Source organism: Cytobacillus sp. FSL W8-0315, assembly GCF_038002905.1.
Taxonomy (GTDB): Bacteria; Bacillota; Bacilli; order Bacillales; family Cytobacillaceae; genus Cytobacillus; species Cytobacillus pseudoceanisediminis.
Map to the genome: position 1 here is coordinate 2,312,057 of NZ_JBBOOC010000001.1, position 16,297 is coordinate 2,328,353.

13 protein-coding genes are annotated in these 16,297 nt (G+C 42.0%); all 13 read left to right on the forward strand.

From position 1 onward, the window contains the following. The first annotated feature begins 147 nt into the window (after positions 1–147). The 13 genes from MKY20_RS11895 to MKY20_RS11955 all read left to right on the forward strand — a co-directional run bounded on the left by MKY20_RS11895 (position 148) and on the right by MKY20_RS11955 (position 16,192). Complete coding sequence (locus MKY20_RS11895) at positions 148–3,216, forward strand: GNAT family N-acetyltransferase (RefSeq protein WP_019379733.1); 3,069 nt, start codon at positions 148–150, stop codon at positions 3,214–3,216. Positions 3,217–3,226: 10 nt separating this feature from the next. After that, entirely contained in the window at positions 3,227–4,081 is an 855-nt protein-coding gene (locus MKY20_RS11900) for an amidohydrolase family protein (RefSeq protein ID WP_009332642.1), read from the forward strand. 97 nt (positions 4,082–4,178) lie between these two features. Further along, positions 4,179–5,027, forward strand: coding sequence for a DegV family protein (locus MKY20_RS11905; RefSeq protein WP_019379731.1), 849 nt, complete (start codon positions 4,179–4,181; stop codon positions 5,025–5,027). 176 nt (positions 5,028–5,203) lie between these two features. Continuing rightward, on the forward strand, positions 5,204–5,854 hold the full coding sequence (locus MKY20_RS11910) for an HD domain-containing protein (RefSeq protein WP_341003332.1): 651 nt from the start codon (positions 5,204–5,206) through the stop codon (positions 5,852–5,854). Beyond that, positions 5,851–7,731 carry an ABC-F family ATP-binding cassette domain-containing protein gene (locus MKY20_RS11915; RefSeq protein ID WP_071157252.1) on the forward strand — a complete coding sequence of 627 codons (1,881 nt, stop codon included), beginning with the start codon at positions 5,851–5,853 and terminating at the stop codon, positions 7,729–7,731. The genes MKY20_RS11910 and MKY20_RS11915 overlap by 4 nt, the downstream gene beginning before the upstream one ends. 125 nt (positions 7,732–7,856) lie before the next feature. After that, positions 7,857–8,993 (forward strand): conserved virulence factor C family protein, encoded by a 1,137-nt coding sequence (locus MKY20_RS11920; protein ID WP_251156219.1) that lies wholly within the window; start codon positions 7,857–7,859, stop codon positions 8,991–8,993. A gap of 376 nt (positions 8,994–9,369) precedes the next feature. Then, positions 9,370–11,040 carry a dihydroxy-acid dehydratase gene (gene ilvD / locus MKY20_RS11925; protein ID WP_033196461.1) on the forward strand — a complete coding sequence of 557 codons (1,671 nt, stop codon included), beginning with the start codon at positions 9,370–9,372 and terminating at the stop codon, positions 11,038–11,040. Between the two features lie 207 nt (positions 11,041–11,247). Then, on the forward strand, positions 11,248–11,682 hold the full coding sequence (locus tag MKY20_RS11930; RefSeq protein WP_009332636.1) for a BrxA/BrxB family bacilliredoxin: 435 nt from the start codon (positions 11,248–11,250) through the stop codon (positions 11,680–11,682). Positions 11,683–11,761: 79 nt separating this feature from the next. Continuing rightward, positions 11,762–12,535, forward strand: a complete 774-nt coding sequence (locus tag MKY20_RS11935) for a class I SAM-dependent methyltransferase (RefSeq protein WP_009332635.1) — start codon at positions 11,762–11,764, stop codon at positions 12,533–12,535. A gap of 317 nt (positions 12,536–12,852) precedes the next feature. Further along, the gene (locus tag MKY20_RS11940) at positions 12,853–14,031 is read left to right on the forward strand and encodes an LL-diaminopimelate aminotransferase (protein ID WP_071157258.1); all 1,179 of its coding nucleotides are present in this window, start codon (positions 12,853–12,855) and stop codon (positions 14,029–14,031) included. 21 nt (positions 14,032–14,052) lie between these two features. Further along, positions 14,053–14,640, forward strand: coding sequence for a YpjP family protein (locus MKY20_RS11945; RefSeq protein WP_019379726.1), 588 nt, complete (start codon positions 14,053–14,055; stop codon positions 14,638–14,640). Positions 14,641–14,749: 109 nt separating this feature from the next. Beyond that, the gene (locus MKY20_RS11950; protein WP_009332632.1) at positions 14,750–15,331 is read left to right on the forward strand and encodes a TerD family protein; all 582 of its coding nucleotides are present in this window, start codon (positions 14,750–14,752) and stop codon (positions 15,329–15,331) included. 87 nt (positions 15,332–15,418) lie between these two features. Then, positions 15,419–16,192: a TerC family protein gene (locus MKY20_RS11955; protein WP_341001188.1), complete on the forward strand. Its 774-nt coding sequence runs from the start codon at positions 15,419–15,421 to the stop codon at positions 16,190–16,192. Positions 16,193–16,297: the final 105 nt, after the last annotated feature.

Here is a 16,297-nt window from a genome sequence, read left to right on the forward strand (position 1 = left end):
ATTTACTCTGATAATACGATTAAGAAGGAATGGAAAAACATTCCGAATAATATCAAAAGGAGGAGAGGCAAATGGTTTTGGTTATCATTGAAGGAAAAGGAATTGAGAAGGGTAGACAAGACGTAACCTAGTCAGGAGGACAAAGGTATGATTCAAAGTACAGACAAAATAGTCATTGCAGAGTATCATGAGGGCTTTGCGGCAGGAATAGCAAAAATGTGGAACTTGAGCAGAGACAGCTGGGGCGGAGATACCAGTGTAATGACTGAAGAACAAGTAAAAACGAAGGAAGCGAATAATGGCAATATTACTTTATACTTAGCGCTGGATGGTGAAGAGGTCGTAGGCTATTGCGGGTTATCGGAATATAAAGAAGATACGGGATCCCTATACATCCCTCTTTTAAATGTAAGGCCGGATTACCATGGACGGAAAATAGGAAAGATGCTTGTGCTGAAAGCGCTGCAAAAAACAATTGAATTGGGCTGGCCGCGCCTTGACTTGTATACATGGCCAGGAAATGTGAAAGCTGTCCCGCTTTACAAAAAATGCGGTTTCTTCTGGGAAGACAGAGATGATACAACACACTTAATGAATTTTATTCCGGCTGTTCATCAGACACAGCTTTTGAAACCTGCCTTCGAAAAGCTTGATTGGTATAGCAGCAGCATGAGAGAAATTGACGTGAAGCCAGATGGAATCAAAGAAAGCGGCTTTACATTTTACGAGTATTTATGGGAGAGCGGGGAAGTGTCTGCGAGAGTCAGGTTTGAAAGAACGGGCAGAGGAATCAGTTTAATAGAAACGGATGATTACCTTCTAGAACTATCCATGGATCATCATGAAGTAATCGAAAATGAAATCCAAAATTTCCAGCTCAAACTCATCAATAAGACGGGAGTTCCTGTTTCTTTTAAGGCTGAAGGCAGTAACCAGGGAAGAGTCGAAGCTGTTTTCGAACATGACCTGATGGCCGAGAGTGACGCGGTAATTACCGGACAATTCATAGTGCATGAAGGGGAAGAGCCTAGTATCTGGAAAACGCATCCTTCATTAGAAGTTAAGGTGTGGGTAAATGGTGAGGAGTGTGAATTGCGCCTTGGTCTGCTGCCTAAGCAGCCAGCCAAAATTACAGGCGGTTCTAAAGGGAATCTCAGGTTTATAAATCAGGAAGCTGAATTGGAAATTGAGGTTGAGAACAACCTTGAAGAAGACGCCGTATTTCACCTTTCATTTCCTGTAAGTGATCTTGTCGAATTAGAAGAGCGGGACTTTAGAATAGAGCTTCACAAAAAAGGGCGTAAATTGCTGAAGGTGCCTTTCATTGTTAAAAAATATGGCTTTTATCAGCCGGAAATGGCAATATTGGCAACAAAGGAGAATGGAGACGACCTCGCTTTTTCATGCAGCTCAATGGGCATCCCCATTAAAAGCTTCGGTCAAAAGTTCGGGGGAGAGTCAAAGGATTATTGGCATATCTGCAATGGAATCTGCCAGGTGAATATCCGTAAATTGGATTATAAAATAACGGCTGGCAGGAACGAAAGTGTTAACCAGCCTTTCGCGTTTTTTGCTCCTAAACTTGGGAAACCCTTTTCAGCTGAATTTTCAAAGGCAAAGCCGGCGGCAGCTGAGTGGTTTACAGATGACACGGCAATCACTTTCAAATTGGTATTCAAGTCTGAAGCATTTACAGGTATTCTTGTATCATTGTTTACATCCCTATATGGTGAAGGCCTTGTTAAAATATGGGCTGAATTGACAAACGAAGGGGATGAAAAATATGAGAATCTGTATTTCAGCCAGCCGTTATATTATGAAATGCAGAAGCCGTATTTCCCCCTGGATAATGAAGTAATCGAGTTTTCTGACATAAAAGAATTGGGGTTCATGGAGTTATCAGGTATAACCGAAAATTGGTTTTTCGCCGATCATAACGGCGAGCCGGTTGGATTCTGCTGGCCGAAAAATGCGAAGTCCAATCCTGATGGGTGGCAATTTTACTATCAGCAGGAAACTGGCTGCATTGAATCGGGAGATCAGATAGTATTGGCACCTGGCTATTTATCAATAGGAGCTTTCCGGACATGGGAAGAAATGCGGCATTTTGCAGGTGTCGGGACAGAGTATAAAAAAAATGTTTACCAAGAAAAAGCACTAATTATCAATAGGGGAAATCCAGTTGCAAAAGAACAGGATACAGCAGAATTCACTCTTAAAACATATCGTTCTAGTTATCTTAATGGCACTATTGATTTATATTTAAATACAGATAAAAAACAAACCTCAAATTTCAGTCAAGAACAGGAATTAAGTGTGTTCAAATCCAATTTTCCTATTAAGGATACGGAACCTCTATCTATTATAAATGCTGAAATTACCCTTGACAGTGAAAAGAAGCAAGTAAGGGAACTTCTGCTTGTGCCCCGGGGTAATGTCCGTATGCTTACGGAAGAGCATGGCGGCAAGACTGTTTATATCATGGATAATGGCATCATTAGTTTAAAAGGTGCACCGGATTTTTATCCTGGCTTATTCTCATTAACCTATAAAGAGAGGGAGTGGCTTGATTCATCCTTTCCCGAACCGGTTGCCAAAGGATGGTGGAACCCATGGACTGGCGGCATGAAAACTGTGCCATCGCAAATGAGTGTGTTCTCGCTATTGAAGGAGTCATCTTCTGCTGAATTTACCAGTGTTAAAGATTCGTATGGAAACGAATGGTCTGCATTGGCCATCCGTACGAAAGTTGTCCATCACTCCATATGGAAAGGCCTTGAATATACACAGTATTTCGCGTTATTGCCGGGAGTGCCGCTCCTTGCCCATTGGGTAAAAGCGGAGAATGCAGGCGGGAAGTACCTGTTAAATGAAAAATGGATTACAGATTTATTTATAGCCGGTAGCTCATTAAAGGATCTTACTCTTACAGTAAGTGACAAAGGAGCAGAATCAGCATATCAGGCCGGAGTTGAGGAGCAGTCATTTGTTCTAATTGATGGATCCCGTATTTCCAGCTGCCTGTCTCCTGAAAATATGTATGTAATGAGAAGTAAAGATAATGAATTCCTTGGAGCATATATGAATAAAGAAGCATTCGAAGTTATTTCGGAACGAAAAGCAGGCCCATTGGCCAAACCGGGCTTTATTGCATTTGATGAAAGAAGCTTCGAGGGCAGACTGCTTAATAGACTCCACAACCTGGAATTCTGCTAAAGGAGAAATTATGAAAGTCATAGATGCACATATTCATTTTTCTGATATTAAATCATTTCATCATACTGCCAATGAACTCTCACTTGTAGATTATTCATACCATGGGCATCAGCAGGAGTTCCAAAAAGCTAATGTAGTCTTGAGCATTGCAATGGGGCTTACAGAAACAGAAAATATGGGCTTTCCGGATTATGAAGCAAGAACGCCTATGGGGCTTGACCTGGATGATAAGATACCGGCTAATGTTGTTTACTGCGCTGGCATCAATCCATATGATCTCAATGAAGGAGCTCTTCAAAGGCTGGAGGATAATCTGCAAAAGCCGAACGTGGCAGGGATCAAGATTTACCTGGGATATTATCCTTTCTACGCCTATGATGATGTTTATGAACCTGTGTACGAACTCGCTGCAAAATATGGAGTTCCTGTTGTATTTCATACAGGAGATACTTATTCAGAAAGGGGATTGCTTAAGTATTCTCACCCGCTGGCTATTGACGAGGTTGCTGTTAAACACCGGAATGTTAATTTCATGATGGCTCATTTTGGAGACCCATGGACTTTGACAGGAGCTGAAATCATATACAAGAATCCAAATGTCTATGCGGATCTTTCAGGCCTGATTGTCGGTACAGAAAAAGAATTGAAGAAGCGCAGCAAAGGAAGATTTTTGGATCATCTGAGGCATGCTTTAGTGTTTGCAGATTCTTACGATAAATTGCTGTTTGGAACCGATTGGCCTCTTGCGCCAGTAGGTCCTTATATTGAATTTATAAAAGAACTCATACCTGAAGAGCATCATGAAGATGTATTTTACAATACCGCTATAAAGGTTTTTCCTAAAATCAAGCCTTTTCTGCCATAGAACCTGCGGCTGGAAGAGAAATCTTTCACTTCCAGCCTTTCAAATAGTCTTAATTACATACATACACGTATAAATATCTTAAAAGGGGGCGGCTATAGTGGATAAAATTGCATGGGTAACAGACAGCACTGCTTTTTTAAATAACGAGTTAAGAAACCATCCTCACATGTACCAGATTCCGATGACCATCATTATGGATGGCAAAGAATATACAGATGGAGTTGATTTAACACCGGAAGAACTTTATGCGAGCTTAAAAACCCTTGATACTCCTCCAAAAACTTCCCAGCCATCCATTGGTGCTTTTCAGGAGTTATATGAAAATCTGCAGAAGGACTATGACTGTATTATCGCAGTGCTGGTATCGGCAAAACTCAGCGGGACTGTTTCTTCCAGTGAACAGGCCGCCCAGCTGGTTGATATACCAGTATACAGCATAGACTCCAAGATATTATCATACCCTTTAACAAGATTAATCCTTAAGGGGATGGAATTGGCAGAAGCCGGACTGGATATTAAAGAAATTATCCGCAGGCTTGAGGCACTCCGCGATACGGGAGAAACCTATGTCCTCATTGGGAGTCTTGAACAGCTTCATAGAAGCGGCAGGATGTCCGGAGTTCAGTTTTTCCTGGGCAGCATGCTAAATGTAAAGCCGATCATTTCAGTTCGTGATGGGGAATTAAGCGTAAAAGAGAAAGCCAGAAGCGAAAGAAAGGCAAAAGACAAAATTGTGAATCTGCTCAAGGGTGCACATGAGAGAAAACTGCTGAAGGAAGTATTCATCCTATACGGTTTGCATCCGGAAGAAGCGGAGGCATGGAAGAAGGAGCTCCAGGAAGAATTTAATGGAGTTGAATTTGGATGCTATTCTTTGGGGGCTACCATTGGCGTCCATGCAGGAGAAAATACACTTGGCATCAGCTGGCTGAATGGCCTGGAATAAAATAGCTTAGGGACCTGGTGCAGGAAATCAAATACTGGTTTTCTGCACCATTTTTTTATCGGTGCAGTCTTTAAGAATGAATCCAATAAATGGTTCTATAGATATGGCATTACCTTGCCATCGTTTCTTTTTGGGACTAATGTTAAAATGGAGTGTGGAGTTTGAAAGCAGGTGAAATAATGAAGGAAAAAAATATACATTTAACAGAAAAATTCGTCCGGGATACACTCGGAGAAGATTCGACCGGGCATGACTGGCATCATATTGAGCGGGTGAGAAAAAATGCCCTTTACATAGCTAAAAAGGAACAAGCAGGAGATCCTTTTTTAATTGAAATGGCAGCACTGCTTCATGATATACCCGATGCTAAACTGAACACTTCAAGGGAAGCTGGAGAAAGGAAGCTATCTGATTTTCTGCAGGAAATTGAGATTGCAGAAGAAGCTTCCAGCAGCATTAAGACAATTATTGATTCAGTTTCTTTTAAAGGAGGCAATAACAAGAAGGTCTTAACCGTGGAAGCTAAAATAGTCCAGGATGCGGACCGATTGGATGCGATTGGTGCTGTGGGGATTGCACGGGCATTTGCCTATGGCGGCAAAAAAGGGCAGCCAATTCATGATCCCGGCCTTGAAATCAGAAAAGTAATGACTGAAGATGAATACCGGAATGGTAAGTCATCATCCATCAATCATTTCTACGAAAAGCTATTGAAGCTGAGAGACCTGCTAAATACTGACACTGCCAGGGAAATGGCAGAAGAGCGGCATCAAATTATGGAGAAATATCTGCATCAATTTTTTATAGAATGGAATGGTCAAGCATGAAGATGATCTCTGTGGAAAATGTTACAAAAACATATGGAGAGAAAGAACTTTTTAATGATATATCTTTTACAATCGCTGAAAAAGAAAGAGCAGGACTGATCGGTGTAAACGGTACAGGGAAATCTTCCCTGCTTAAAGTGATTGCCGGTGTTGACCTGCCAGACTCTGGAGAAATAGTCACTCCTAGAGATTACACCATTTCATATTCAGCACAGCAGCCTGAACTCAACTATGATTTAACAGTTCTCGAGCAGGTTTTTGCAGGAGATGCGCCAATTCTTGTACTGCAGAGAGAATATGAACAAGCCCTGCTGGAGCTTAGCATGCACCCCGAAGATTCAGACATTCAGCAAAATCTTTTCGAACTTCAAAAAAGAATGGATACCCTTGATGCCTGGGAAGTGAACACCGATGCAAAAACGATACTCACTAAGCTGGGTATCGAGGAGTTCAGCAAAAAGATTGGAGAGCTTTCTGGCGGGCAAAAAAAACGGGTTGCCCTGGCACAAGTATTGATCCAGTCACCTGACTTGCTGATTCTTGACGAGCCGACAAATCATCTTGATTTTGAATCGGTCAAATGGCTGGAAGAATATCTGGGCAGGTACAGGGGGGCTCTGCTCCTTGTAACACATGATCGTTATTTCCTTGACCGGGTTACAAATAGAATGTTTGAACTTGAAGGCGGAAATCTATACAGCTATAAAGGGAATTATGCTGCATTCCTTGAAGCAAAGGCGGTAAGAGAGGAAAATGAGGCGGCAGCCATCGATAAGCAGAAAAATCTGTTCAGAAGGGAACTGGAATGGATCAGAAGAGGTGCAAAAGCCCGTACCACCAAACAAAAAGCCAGAATCCAGCGGTTTGAAACCCTTGACAGCCAGCTTGCTTCAGTTAAATCCTCCGAAAAATTGGATATGTCCCTAAGCGGCAGCCGCCTAGGAAAACAGGTATTTGAACTCGAATCTGCTTCAAAAAAGTATGGCACTCAAACGATTCTGGATCATTTTGATCTTCTTGTAAAACCAGGGGATAGAATAGGGATTATCGGAAGAAATGGAACGGGGAAATCTACTCTGCTTAACATACTGGCAGGCCGGATTCCGCTTGACTCAGGTAAGCGCATTATTGGGCAGACAGTAAAAATCGCTTACTATACACAGGAAAGCGAAGATATGGATGAGAACAAGCGCATGATCGAATACCTCAAAGAAACAGCAGAAGTGGTTGAAACATCCGATGGCAAAACGATTTCTGCAGCTCAAATGCTTGAGCGCTTCCTATTTCCGGCCTATTCTCACGGCACTCCTATCCGCAAGCTTTCCGGCGGGGAAAAACGCAGGCTGTATTTATTGAAAATCTTAATGTCTGAGCCTAATGTTCTTCTGCTTGATGAGCCGACCAATAACCTTGATACTCAAACCCTAACGGTTCTCGAAGATTATCTTGAAGATTTTCCCGGTGTAGTCATTACAGTTTCGCATGACCGCTACTTCCTGGATAAAGTGGCTGAGCAGCTTCTTGTATTAAAAGGCGAGGGCAAAATCGAATCCTACTATGGAAATTACAGTGAATTTCTTGAAAGCGAGAATGCCAAGCCTGTTCAGGAAGCTGATCATGCCCCCAAAAAAGCGAGGGAAACTAAGCCGAAAAAGAAGAGAATGAGCTACAAAGAAAAAAAGGAATGGGAAGAAATCGAGGGTAAAATTGAAGCGGCTGAATCCCGTCTCGAAGCGATTTCCTCAGAAATGGCCAGCATCGGCAGTGACTTTGAAAAGGGTCAGGCCTTAGTAGAAGAAGAAACAAAGCTGAATGAAGAGCTTGAATACTTGATTGAGAGATGGAGCTATCTTTCAGAAGCAGCTGAAAATGAATAATTCATACCCGGGGATTTTTCCCGGGTTTCTTTGCATATTCAGAAACAGCTAAAATGCCTCGATAATCTCCTTATGTTAAAATAATACCAGTTACCATCGTGAATATATAAAAAAGGGTGATACTTTTGAGAATAAAAGCAATCGAACCAACACCAAGTCCAAACACTATGAAGGTTATTCTTGATGAAGAGCTTCCGATGGGGAAGGCCAATAATTATAAAAAGGAAAAAAAAGAAGGAGCTCCAAAGATTATTCTAGATATACTTGAAATTGAAGGAATCAAAGGGGTGTACCATGTTGCCGATTTCCTTGCTGTCGAAAGAAATGCGAAATATGACTGGAAAGAGCTTCTCCCTCAAGTAAGATCCGCTTTTGGCGAGGATGTGGAAAATGAAGGCACAGAAGACAACGGCATCGATGAACATTTTGGCGAAGTCCAAGTGTTAGTCCAAATGTATAAAGGAATTCCCATGCAGGTGAAACTGACTGACGGCACAGAAGAAAAGCGCTTTGGACTTCCTGAAAACTTTATCAGTGCTGTTTCAGAGGCCCAGGATCCTGCAGATAACGTTGTCATGGTCCGCAAGTGGAAAGAATTCGGTGTCCGCTATGGAGACTTTGACCAAGTTGGCCATGATATTGTTGAAGAACTAATGGCTGCCTATCCAGAAGCAAGACTCCAGATACTTGTTAAAACGGCAAAAAGCCCGGATAAAGCGGAGGAAAAACACGCACGTTCCCTTCTTAAACTGTCTGTCGAAGATCTGGATTCCCCAGATTGGCGGGAGCGCTATCAAAAACTCGAACAGATGGATGATCCTGAACTGGAGGACCTGCCTGTGCTTGAAAAAGCGCTTAAAGATGAGAAGGCTTCAATCAGAAGACTTGCGACAGTTTATCTTGGGATGATTGAGGAAAAGAGTGTCCTGCCTCTCCTCTACAAAGCATTAAAGGATAAAACGGTCACTGTAAGACGTACAGCAGGGGATTGTTTGTCAGACCTGGGATTTGAAGAAGCAATGGACGCCATGAAGGAAGCACTGCAGGATGACAGTAAACTTGTGCGCTGGCGTGCGGCTATGTTCCTTTACGAAGTGGGTGATGAAAGTGTGCTTCCTGCTTTAAAAGCAGCAGAAGACGATCCGGAATTCGAAGTCAGCATGCAAATCAAATTGGCTATTGAAAGAATTGAACATGGAGAAGAAGCAAAAGGGTCAGTTTGGAAACAGATGACTGAATCCCGGAAACAGGGCCAGGAATAATTACAGGAAAAAAACCGCTCACAGAATGAAAATCTGGAGCGGTTTTTTTGTTGGGCATATAAGGAATTGTTCCCGGCGTCTTAGGAAAGATGGCAGCAGGAATAAGGTAACGACTGAAGCAAAATTGTGTGCCCGGCTTTTTATAGAATGTCCCGTCCCCAATTATTGAATTCCATAACTCACACACACTGCAGTTTCACCCATTTAAAGCGAAAAATTATAATAAATTTTTAAAAATTATTGAAATTATCCGAAAAAGGGTCTATATTGGAAAGAAAATATTTGGGAGCAGGAGGCTTATCATATTATTCCCATAGAATAAGAGATTATGAATCTAGGGTAAACGGAGGTATTACATACTATGACTGGCTCACAGATGAGAAGTGATATGATCAAAAAAGGCACAGACCGGGCTCCGCACCGCAGCTTGCTGCGTGCTGCCGGGGTAAAGGAAGAGGATTTCGGAAAACCATTTATTGCTGTGTGCAATTCCTATATTGATATCGTACCTGGACATGTGCATTTGCAGGAATTCGGTAAAATTGTTAAAGAAGCAATCCGTGAAGCAGGAGGAGTTCCATTTGAATTTAATACCATCGGAGTAGATGATGGAATTGCCATGGGCCATATTGGCATGCGCTATTCTCTGCCAAGCCGCGAAATCATTGCAGACTCACTTGAAACAGTTGTTTCTGCACACTGGTTTGACGGAATGGTCTGTATCCCGAACTGCGATAAAATTACGCCTGGAATGATGATGGGGGCCTTAAGGGTTAATATTCCAACCGTTTTTGTCAGCGGAGGCCCGATGAAAGCTGGCGTTGATTCAAGCGGAAAACCTTTATCTTTAAGCTCTGTCTTTGAGGGTGTAGGTGCCTTTGAATCTGGACAAATCGATGAAAAAAGGCTTCAGGAAATCGAGCAGGTTGCCTGTCCGACTTGCGGATCATGTTCCGGAATGTTCACTGCAAATTCTATGAACTGTCTGGCAGAAGGGCTGGGTCTTGCACTTCCTGGCAATGGGACGATTCTGGCAGTATCAGAAGAGAGAAAAGAGTTTGTTAAACGTTCAGCCAAGCAGCTGATGGAATTAATAAAAAAAGATATCAAGCCGCGCGATATCGTTACAATTGATGCGATTGACAATGCATTTGCCCTGGATATGGCAATGGGCGGGTCAACCAATACAGTTCTTCACACATTGGCACTTGCTCACGAAGCCGAATTTGAATATCCGATTGAACGAATTAATCAGATTGCCAACCGGGTTCCGCATTTAGCGAAGATTGCTCCTGCTTCAGATTATCATATTGAAGATGTTCATAATGCGGGTGGAGTCAGTGCGATCATCAATGAATTGCTTAAAAAGCCGGACGCCCTGAATGGAGATTGTCTGACAGTTACCGGAAAGACGCTAAGGGAGAATGTTGCAGGCAGTGAAATTCTGGATAAAAACGTAATCCGTACCCTGGAGAATCCGCATTCTGAACGCGGAGGGCTGGCAGTTCTGTTTGGAAATCTTGCTCCTGAAGGATCAATTATAAAAGTCGGTGCTGTTGATGAATCAGTAGGCGGATACCATAGAGGACCAGCCATCTGCTTTGATTCGCAGGAAGAGGCATTATCCGGAATCATTACCGGTAAAGTGCAGGAAGGCCATGTTGTAGTCATTCGATATGAGGGTCCTAAAGGAGGGCCTGGAATGCCGGAGATGCTTGCACCTACTTCCCAGATTGTTGGCCGGGGACTTGGGGCAAAAGTCGGCCTGATTACAGATGGCCGTTTCTCAGGGGCTTCCAGGGGGATCAGCATTGGGCACATTTCTCCTGAGGCTGCTGAAGGCGGGCCTATTGCATTCGTGGAAAATGGAGATATCATTGAATTGGATTTGAATAACCGTACAATCAACCTGGAAATCTCCGATGAAGAATTTGAAGAACGCAAAGCCAATTGGCAAGGCTTCGAGCCAAAGGTCAAAAAAGGGTATCTTGCCCGTTATTCGAAGCTTGTAACCAATGCCAGCACAGGCGGTGTTATGAAAATTTAATAATGTTAAGAAAGCCGGTCATTTATGACTGGCTTTCTTGCTGATAAGAGTTTTTGGCCGATATGTATGTGATTTAGGACGATAGAATACCGTAATAGGACGATAAAAAGGATTACAAAGTAATACCCGGCATAGAAAAATTGCATAAAGATCATACGTTATAGTATGCTTACTTTACAAACTGCAGCTTAAGGAGGAGGCAATTTTATGTCTATGGCATATGAAGAATATATGAAACAAATGGTCAAGCCGATGCGTGAGGAGCTTGTACAGGCTGGTTTTAAAGAGCTGACGGCTTCAGAAGATGTAGAGCAGTTTATGGAAGGTCTTGAAGGAACAGCTCTTGTTGTTGTCAATTCAGTTTGCGGCTGTGCTGCTGGACTGGCTCGGCCGGCAGCTACACAGGCCGTCTTACGCAGTGAAAAGAAACCTGATCATTTAGTGACGGTGTTTGCAGGACAGGATAAAGAAGCAACAGCTAAAATGCGCGAGTACTTTGATGGATATGAGCCTTCATCTCCTTCTATGGCTGTTTTAAAAGGGAAGGAAGTTGTGCACTTCATTCACCGCCATGATATTGAAGACCATTCCATGGAAGCGATCATGGAAAATCTTCTTGCGGCTTTTGAGGCGAATTGCTGAGAATATAAAGATTAAACAAAACGGGGTGTCTGCTGGCACCCTTTTTTTATAGCAAAATTAAGAAATTCAGGTGAACACAATGATTATTACAACTGCCGGACGCACCAATGAAGCAATGAAAGAAAAAGCAAAAAAAATTGCCGAACAATTGGGTGCAGAATATATCAGCAGGAATAAAAGGTCTGTAGGAATGATCCAAAAACAAGTTCCTGAAGACTGCATAGTAGTTGGAAAAGAACGTTTGGAGCTTTTTCCGATAGGTGAAAGCCAGCCATTTTTCTTTCATCCCAGTTCAGCGATGTTCAGAGTAAAGCGTCTCCTAAAAGGAGAGGGTGATCCTTTTCTTCAGGCTGCGGGGCTTAAAGAAGGCAGCAGTATTCTAGATTGTACCCTTGGACTGGCCTCGGACAGCATAACAGCCAGTTATGCAGCAGGGAGTAAAGGCAAAGTTACAGGGCTGGAAGGAAATAAATATCTTTCCTTCCTGGTGGCGAATGGCCTTAGACAATGGGACTCCGGGCTTGATAGTATGAATCAGGCAATGAGAAGAATAAAGGTGGAGTCGTCAATGGCCCTTCCTTATTTGAAAAAATTGCCCCCGGACAGTTATGACGTTGTATATTTTGATCCCATGTTTGAAGAAAAAATCCTTGAGTCAGAGGGGATTAAAGCACTGAGGAACTTTGCTGTTTATGAGGACCTGTCAGAGGAAGTTATTTTTCATGCAAAAAGAGCAGCCAGACAGAGAGTGGTTCTGAAGGATCACTTTAGAAGTTCAAGGTTTGACCGATATGGCTTCAAAGTAATTGAAAGAAAGTCATCGAAATTTCATTTTGGGGTAATTGAAAAATAAGAAAAAGTGCCTGAATACCAGGCACCTTCTTATTTAATCTGCGATGGCCAGATAAACAAAGTAAGCCATCAGCAAAAGGCTTGCAATAACAAAGAATACAGACCAATCCATTTGAATTTCCCCCTTTTTATTCTCCTCGGCTTGAAGAAAACGATTTGTTCTTATTATTCCCGCTTTGCTGATTTATAATCCGGCAAATATATTTTTCACTATATATCTATTGTTCTTTTTAACGATACATGAAATCAATTTAAATTTGGTTCGAAAAGAAGTATAATAGAAAAATAGAATTGAGATACATAGCGAGGAAGGATACTATGGAATTTCCTATTTCAAAAAGAATGGCTTCTTTTCCGGAAAGTGTGTTTGCTGAATTGTCCCAAATTAAGAATTCGAAACTTTCAGACGGATTTCCGGTGATTGATTTGAGCATTGGCAGCCCTGATTTGCCCCCTCCCGCTTTTGTTATGGAGGAGTTAGCAAGAGGAACCCGGGAACCAGAATCATATGGGTACTCGTTAACAGGTACAAATGAATTTCATACTGCAGTCTGCAGCTATTATAAACGAAATTTTGAAGTGAATCTTGAATCTTCAGAGGTGCTGCTTTTAATGGGTTCCCAGGACGGGCTGGTTCATTTGCCGATGGTTCTATGCAACCCTGGAGAGTATATCCTAGTCCCGGACCCGGGATATACTGCTTATGCTGCAGGTGCAGCATTGGCCGGGGCAAAGATGTACGGCATGCCCTTAAAAAAGGACAGTAGCTTCCTGCCGGATTTTGATGAAATCCCTGATGAAATACTCGCAAACACGAAATTAATGATTCTGAATTTCCCCGGCAATCCCGTTCCTGCAATGGCGACAGAAGAGTTTTTTCTTCAGGTGATCCATCTGGCAAAGAAGTACGGCTTTGCTGTATTGCATGATTTTGCTTATTCAGAACTTTATTATGAGAAGAGACCTCTAAGTTTTTTGTCTGTTACAGGGGCAATGGATGTAGGGATTGAAATGAATTCACTATCAAAAAGCTTTAATATGGCAGGATGCAGGGTGGCATATGCTGCCGGTAATCAGCAGCTTATTGCGCTGCTGGCCAACTTCAAATCCAATTTGGATTATGGGGTATTCTTGCCGGTGCAGTCAGCTGCAGTGAAAGCATTGAATGATCAGTCCTCTTTTTTGCAGGACTTGAGAGAAACATATAGAAAAAGAAGAGATGTATTATTAAAAGAGCTGAAAAATATCGGGTGGGATATCAGCAAGCCGGAGGGGTCAATGTTCTTGTGGGCAGAGGTTCCAAATGGATACAGCTCCTCCCGGAATTTTGCGGTTGACTTGATTAACCGCGCCGGCGTAGTCGTAACCCCTGGAAGTGCCTTTGGCCAATGGGGTGAGGGATATGTTCGGATTGCACTTGTTCAGCCCGAAGATGTATTAAAGCAAGCTGCCGCAAATATTGAAAAAAGCGGCATATTTAAGAAAATCCTTGCTTAGCAGAAAGGAAGGCGAAAAAACATGCCGAATTGGCTGAGAAAATCCTTTGTTGTACTTGTTACCATTTTAACATTTGGCCTCGTCACACCTTCTCAGGCTTTTCTATATGAAAATACCAGCCAGTTAAAAGCCTCTAGAGCTTCTGATGTGGAAAACTCGGAAAACAGTGCAGAACTTGCTGAAGAGGAAGATACTAATTTTGATAAGGATGACTTTATCAGGCAAATGCTTATAGAAGCTGAGGCACAATCATATGAGAAGTTTGGCGCAAAGATAGGCCCTGTTATTGAAGATGAGTTTAACGAGGTGATACTTCCAAATATTGAGAAAGCCATCCACGAGGTGGCGGTGCAATTTCCCGAAGAAAGCCTTGCTAACTTAAAGGTTACAGAAACTCCGGGGGGCGGATTGTCGGAAAAAATCTTCCATATCACCAATAGCAAGGCGAATGAAGATGTCATTCGCTTCCATGTAAGAAGGGACCATCCTCCTCAGCAGGGATACTGGTTTAATTTTCACTATCATACACACCATGATAATTTTCAGGCCCATCATGAACTTGGATCAATTTACTGGAATAAAAACACTCCGCCGAAATGGATGACTTAAAGATTGAAATAAATCCTGGAATATGAAAAAATATTTTTATGGATTATGAAACTTTTCATGATTTATAGCGTAAATACATTTATTCTACATAATGGAGGTTTGAGTTGAAATGGCAGTAAGCTTATCAAAAGGACAAAAAGTTGACTTAACAAAAACAAACCCGGGTATGACTAAGGTAATAGTCGGACTTGGGTGGGACACGAATAAATACGATGGCGGAACTGACTTCGATTTGGATTCTTCTGTATTCCTCCTCGGAGACACTGGGAAGGTAACTTCTGAAAGCGACTTTGTTTTTTATAACAATACAACTGGTGCTAATGGTTCCGTTGTACATACTGGAGATAACCGTACAGGAGAAGGAGCTGGAGATGACGAGCAGGTGAAAATTGACCTTGCTAATGTGCCTGCAAACATCCAGCGTATTACGTTCACAATCACAATTCATGACGGAGAAGCACGCAATCAGAACTTTGGACAGGTATCAAATTCCTATGTAAGAATCCTTAATGAAGATACAGGCGAAGAATTGATCCGCTATGACCTGGGGGAAGATTTCTCTATTGAAACTGCACTTGTAGTTGGAGAACTATACAGACATAACGGAGAATGGAAATTCAGTGCGATTGGAAGCGGATATCAGGGCGGACTGGCTGCACTGGCAAAAGATTTTGGTTTACAGGTTGGATAAATAAGAGGTATATTTTTTTATAAGGCTCGGCAATGCCGGGTCTTTTATATGAATAAAATAGTCATCATCCGGGGGGAATAAATTAGAATGGAAATCTTAGAATCTATTATGCATACATATTCCCAGTTTTTTAACTGGGAAATGTGGGCTGAAGCTTTATCAAAGCCGGAAAGCTGGGCACTGATAGGGACACTTGTCATTTTAGAAGGCTTATTGTCTGCTGATAATGCACTCGTACTTGCTGTAATGGTAAAACATCTACCGGAAAAACAGCGCAAGAAAGCACTTTTTTATGGTCTGTTAGGTGCTTATTTCTTCAGGTTTATTGCCATTGGAATCGGTGTATTCTTAATTGAATTCTGGTATATTAAGGTATTGGGTGCAGCCTATTTAGCCTGGCTTGCAATCAAGTATTTTATTGATAAGCGCAAAGCTGAGCAAGAAGGTGATGAAGAGGCAATAGAAGGGATTAATCAGAAAGGCTTATTAATTCGCCTTTTCGGTACTTTCTGGGGAACAGTCATTGCAGTTGAATTAATGGATATTGCTTTTTCAATAGACAGTATATTGGCTGCGCTTGGAGTGAGTCAGGAAATCTGGGTGCTGTTAATTGGAGGCATGCTTGGAATTATCATGATGCGTGGTGTAGCGGGAGTATTCTTAAAGCTGATTGACAGGGTGCCTGAACTGGAAACCAGCTCATATATTCTGATCCTTCTTATTTCTGCTAAGATGATTGCCAGCGCGGCTGGAATTCATATTGACCATATTTACTTCTTTATTGTATTGGTTATCGTGTTTGCTATTACATTTATTGTTCATGCTAAGAATGCAAAAAAGGAAGCTGCAGATCAGGGCTGAACTTAAATATCTAATTGCTCAACGTTTAAAAGGGAACAGACACTTGTCCGCTCCCTTTTATTTTTATCTTTTTTGGACGAAAAAGGAAGAAAGTAGTATTTGTGT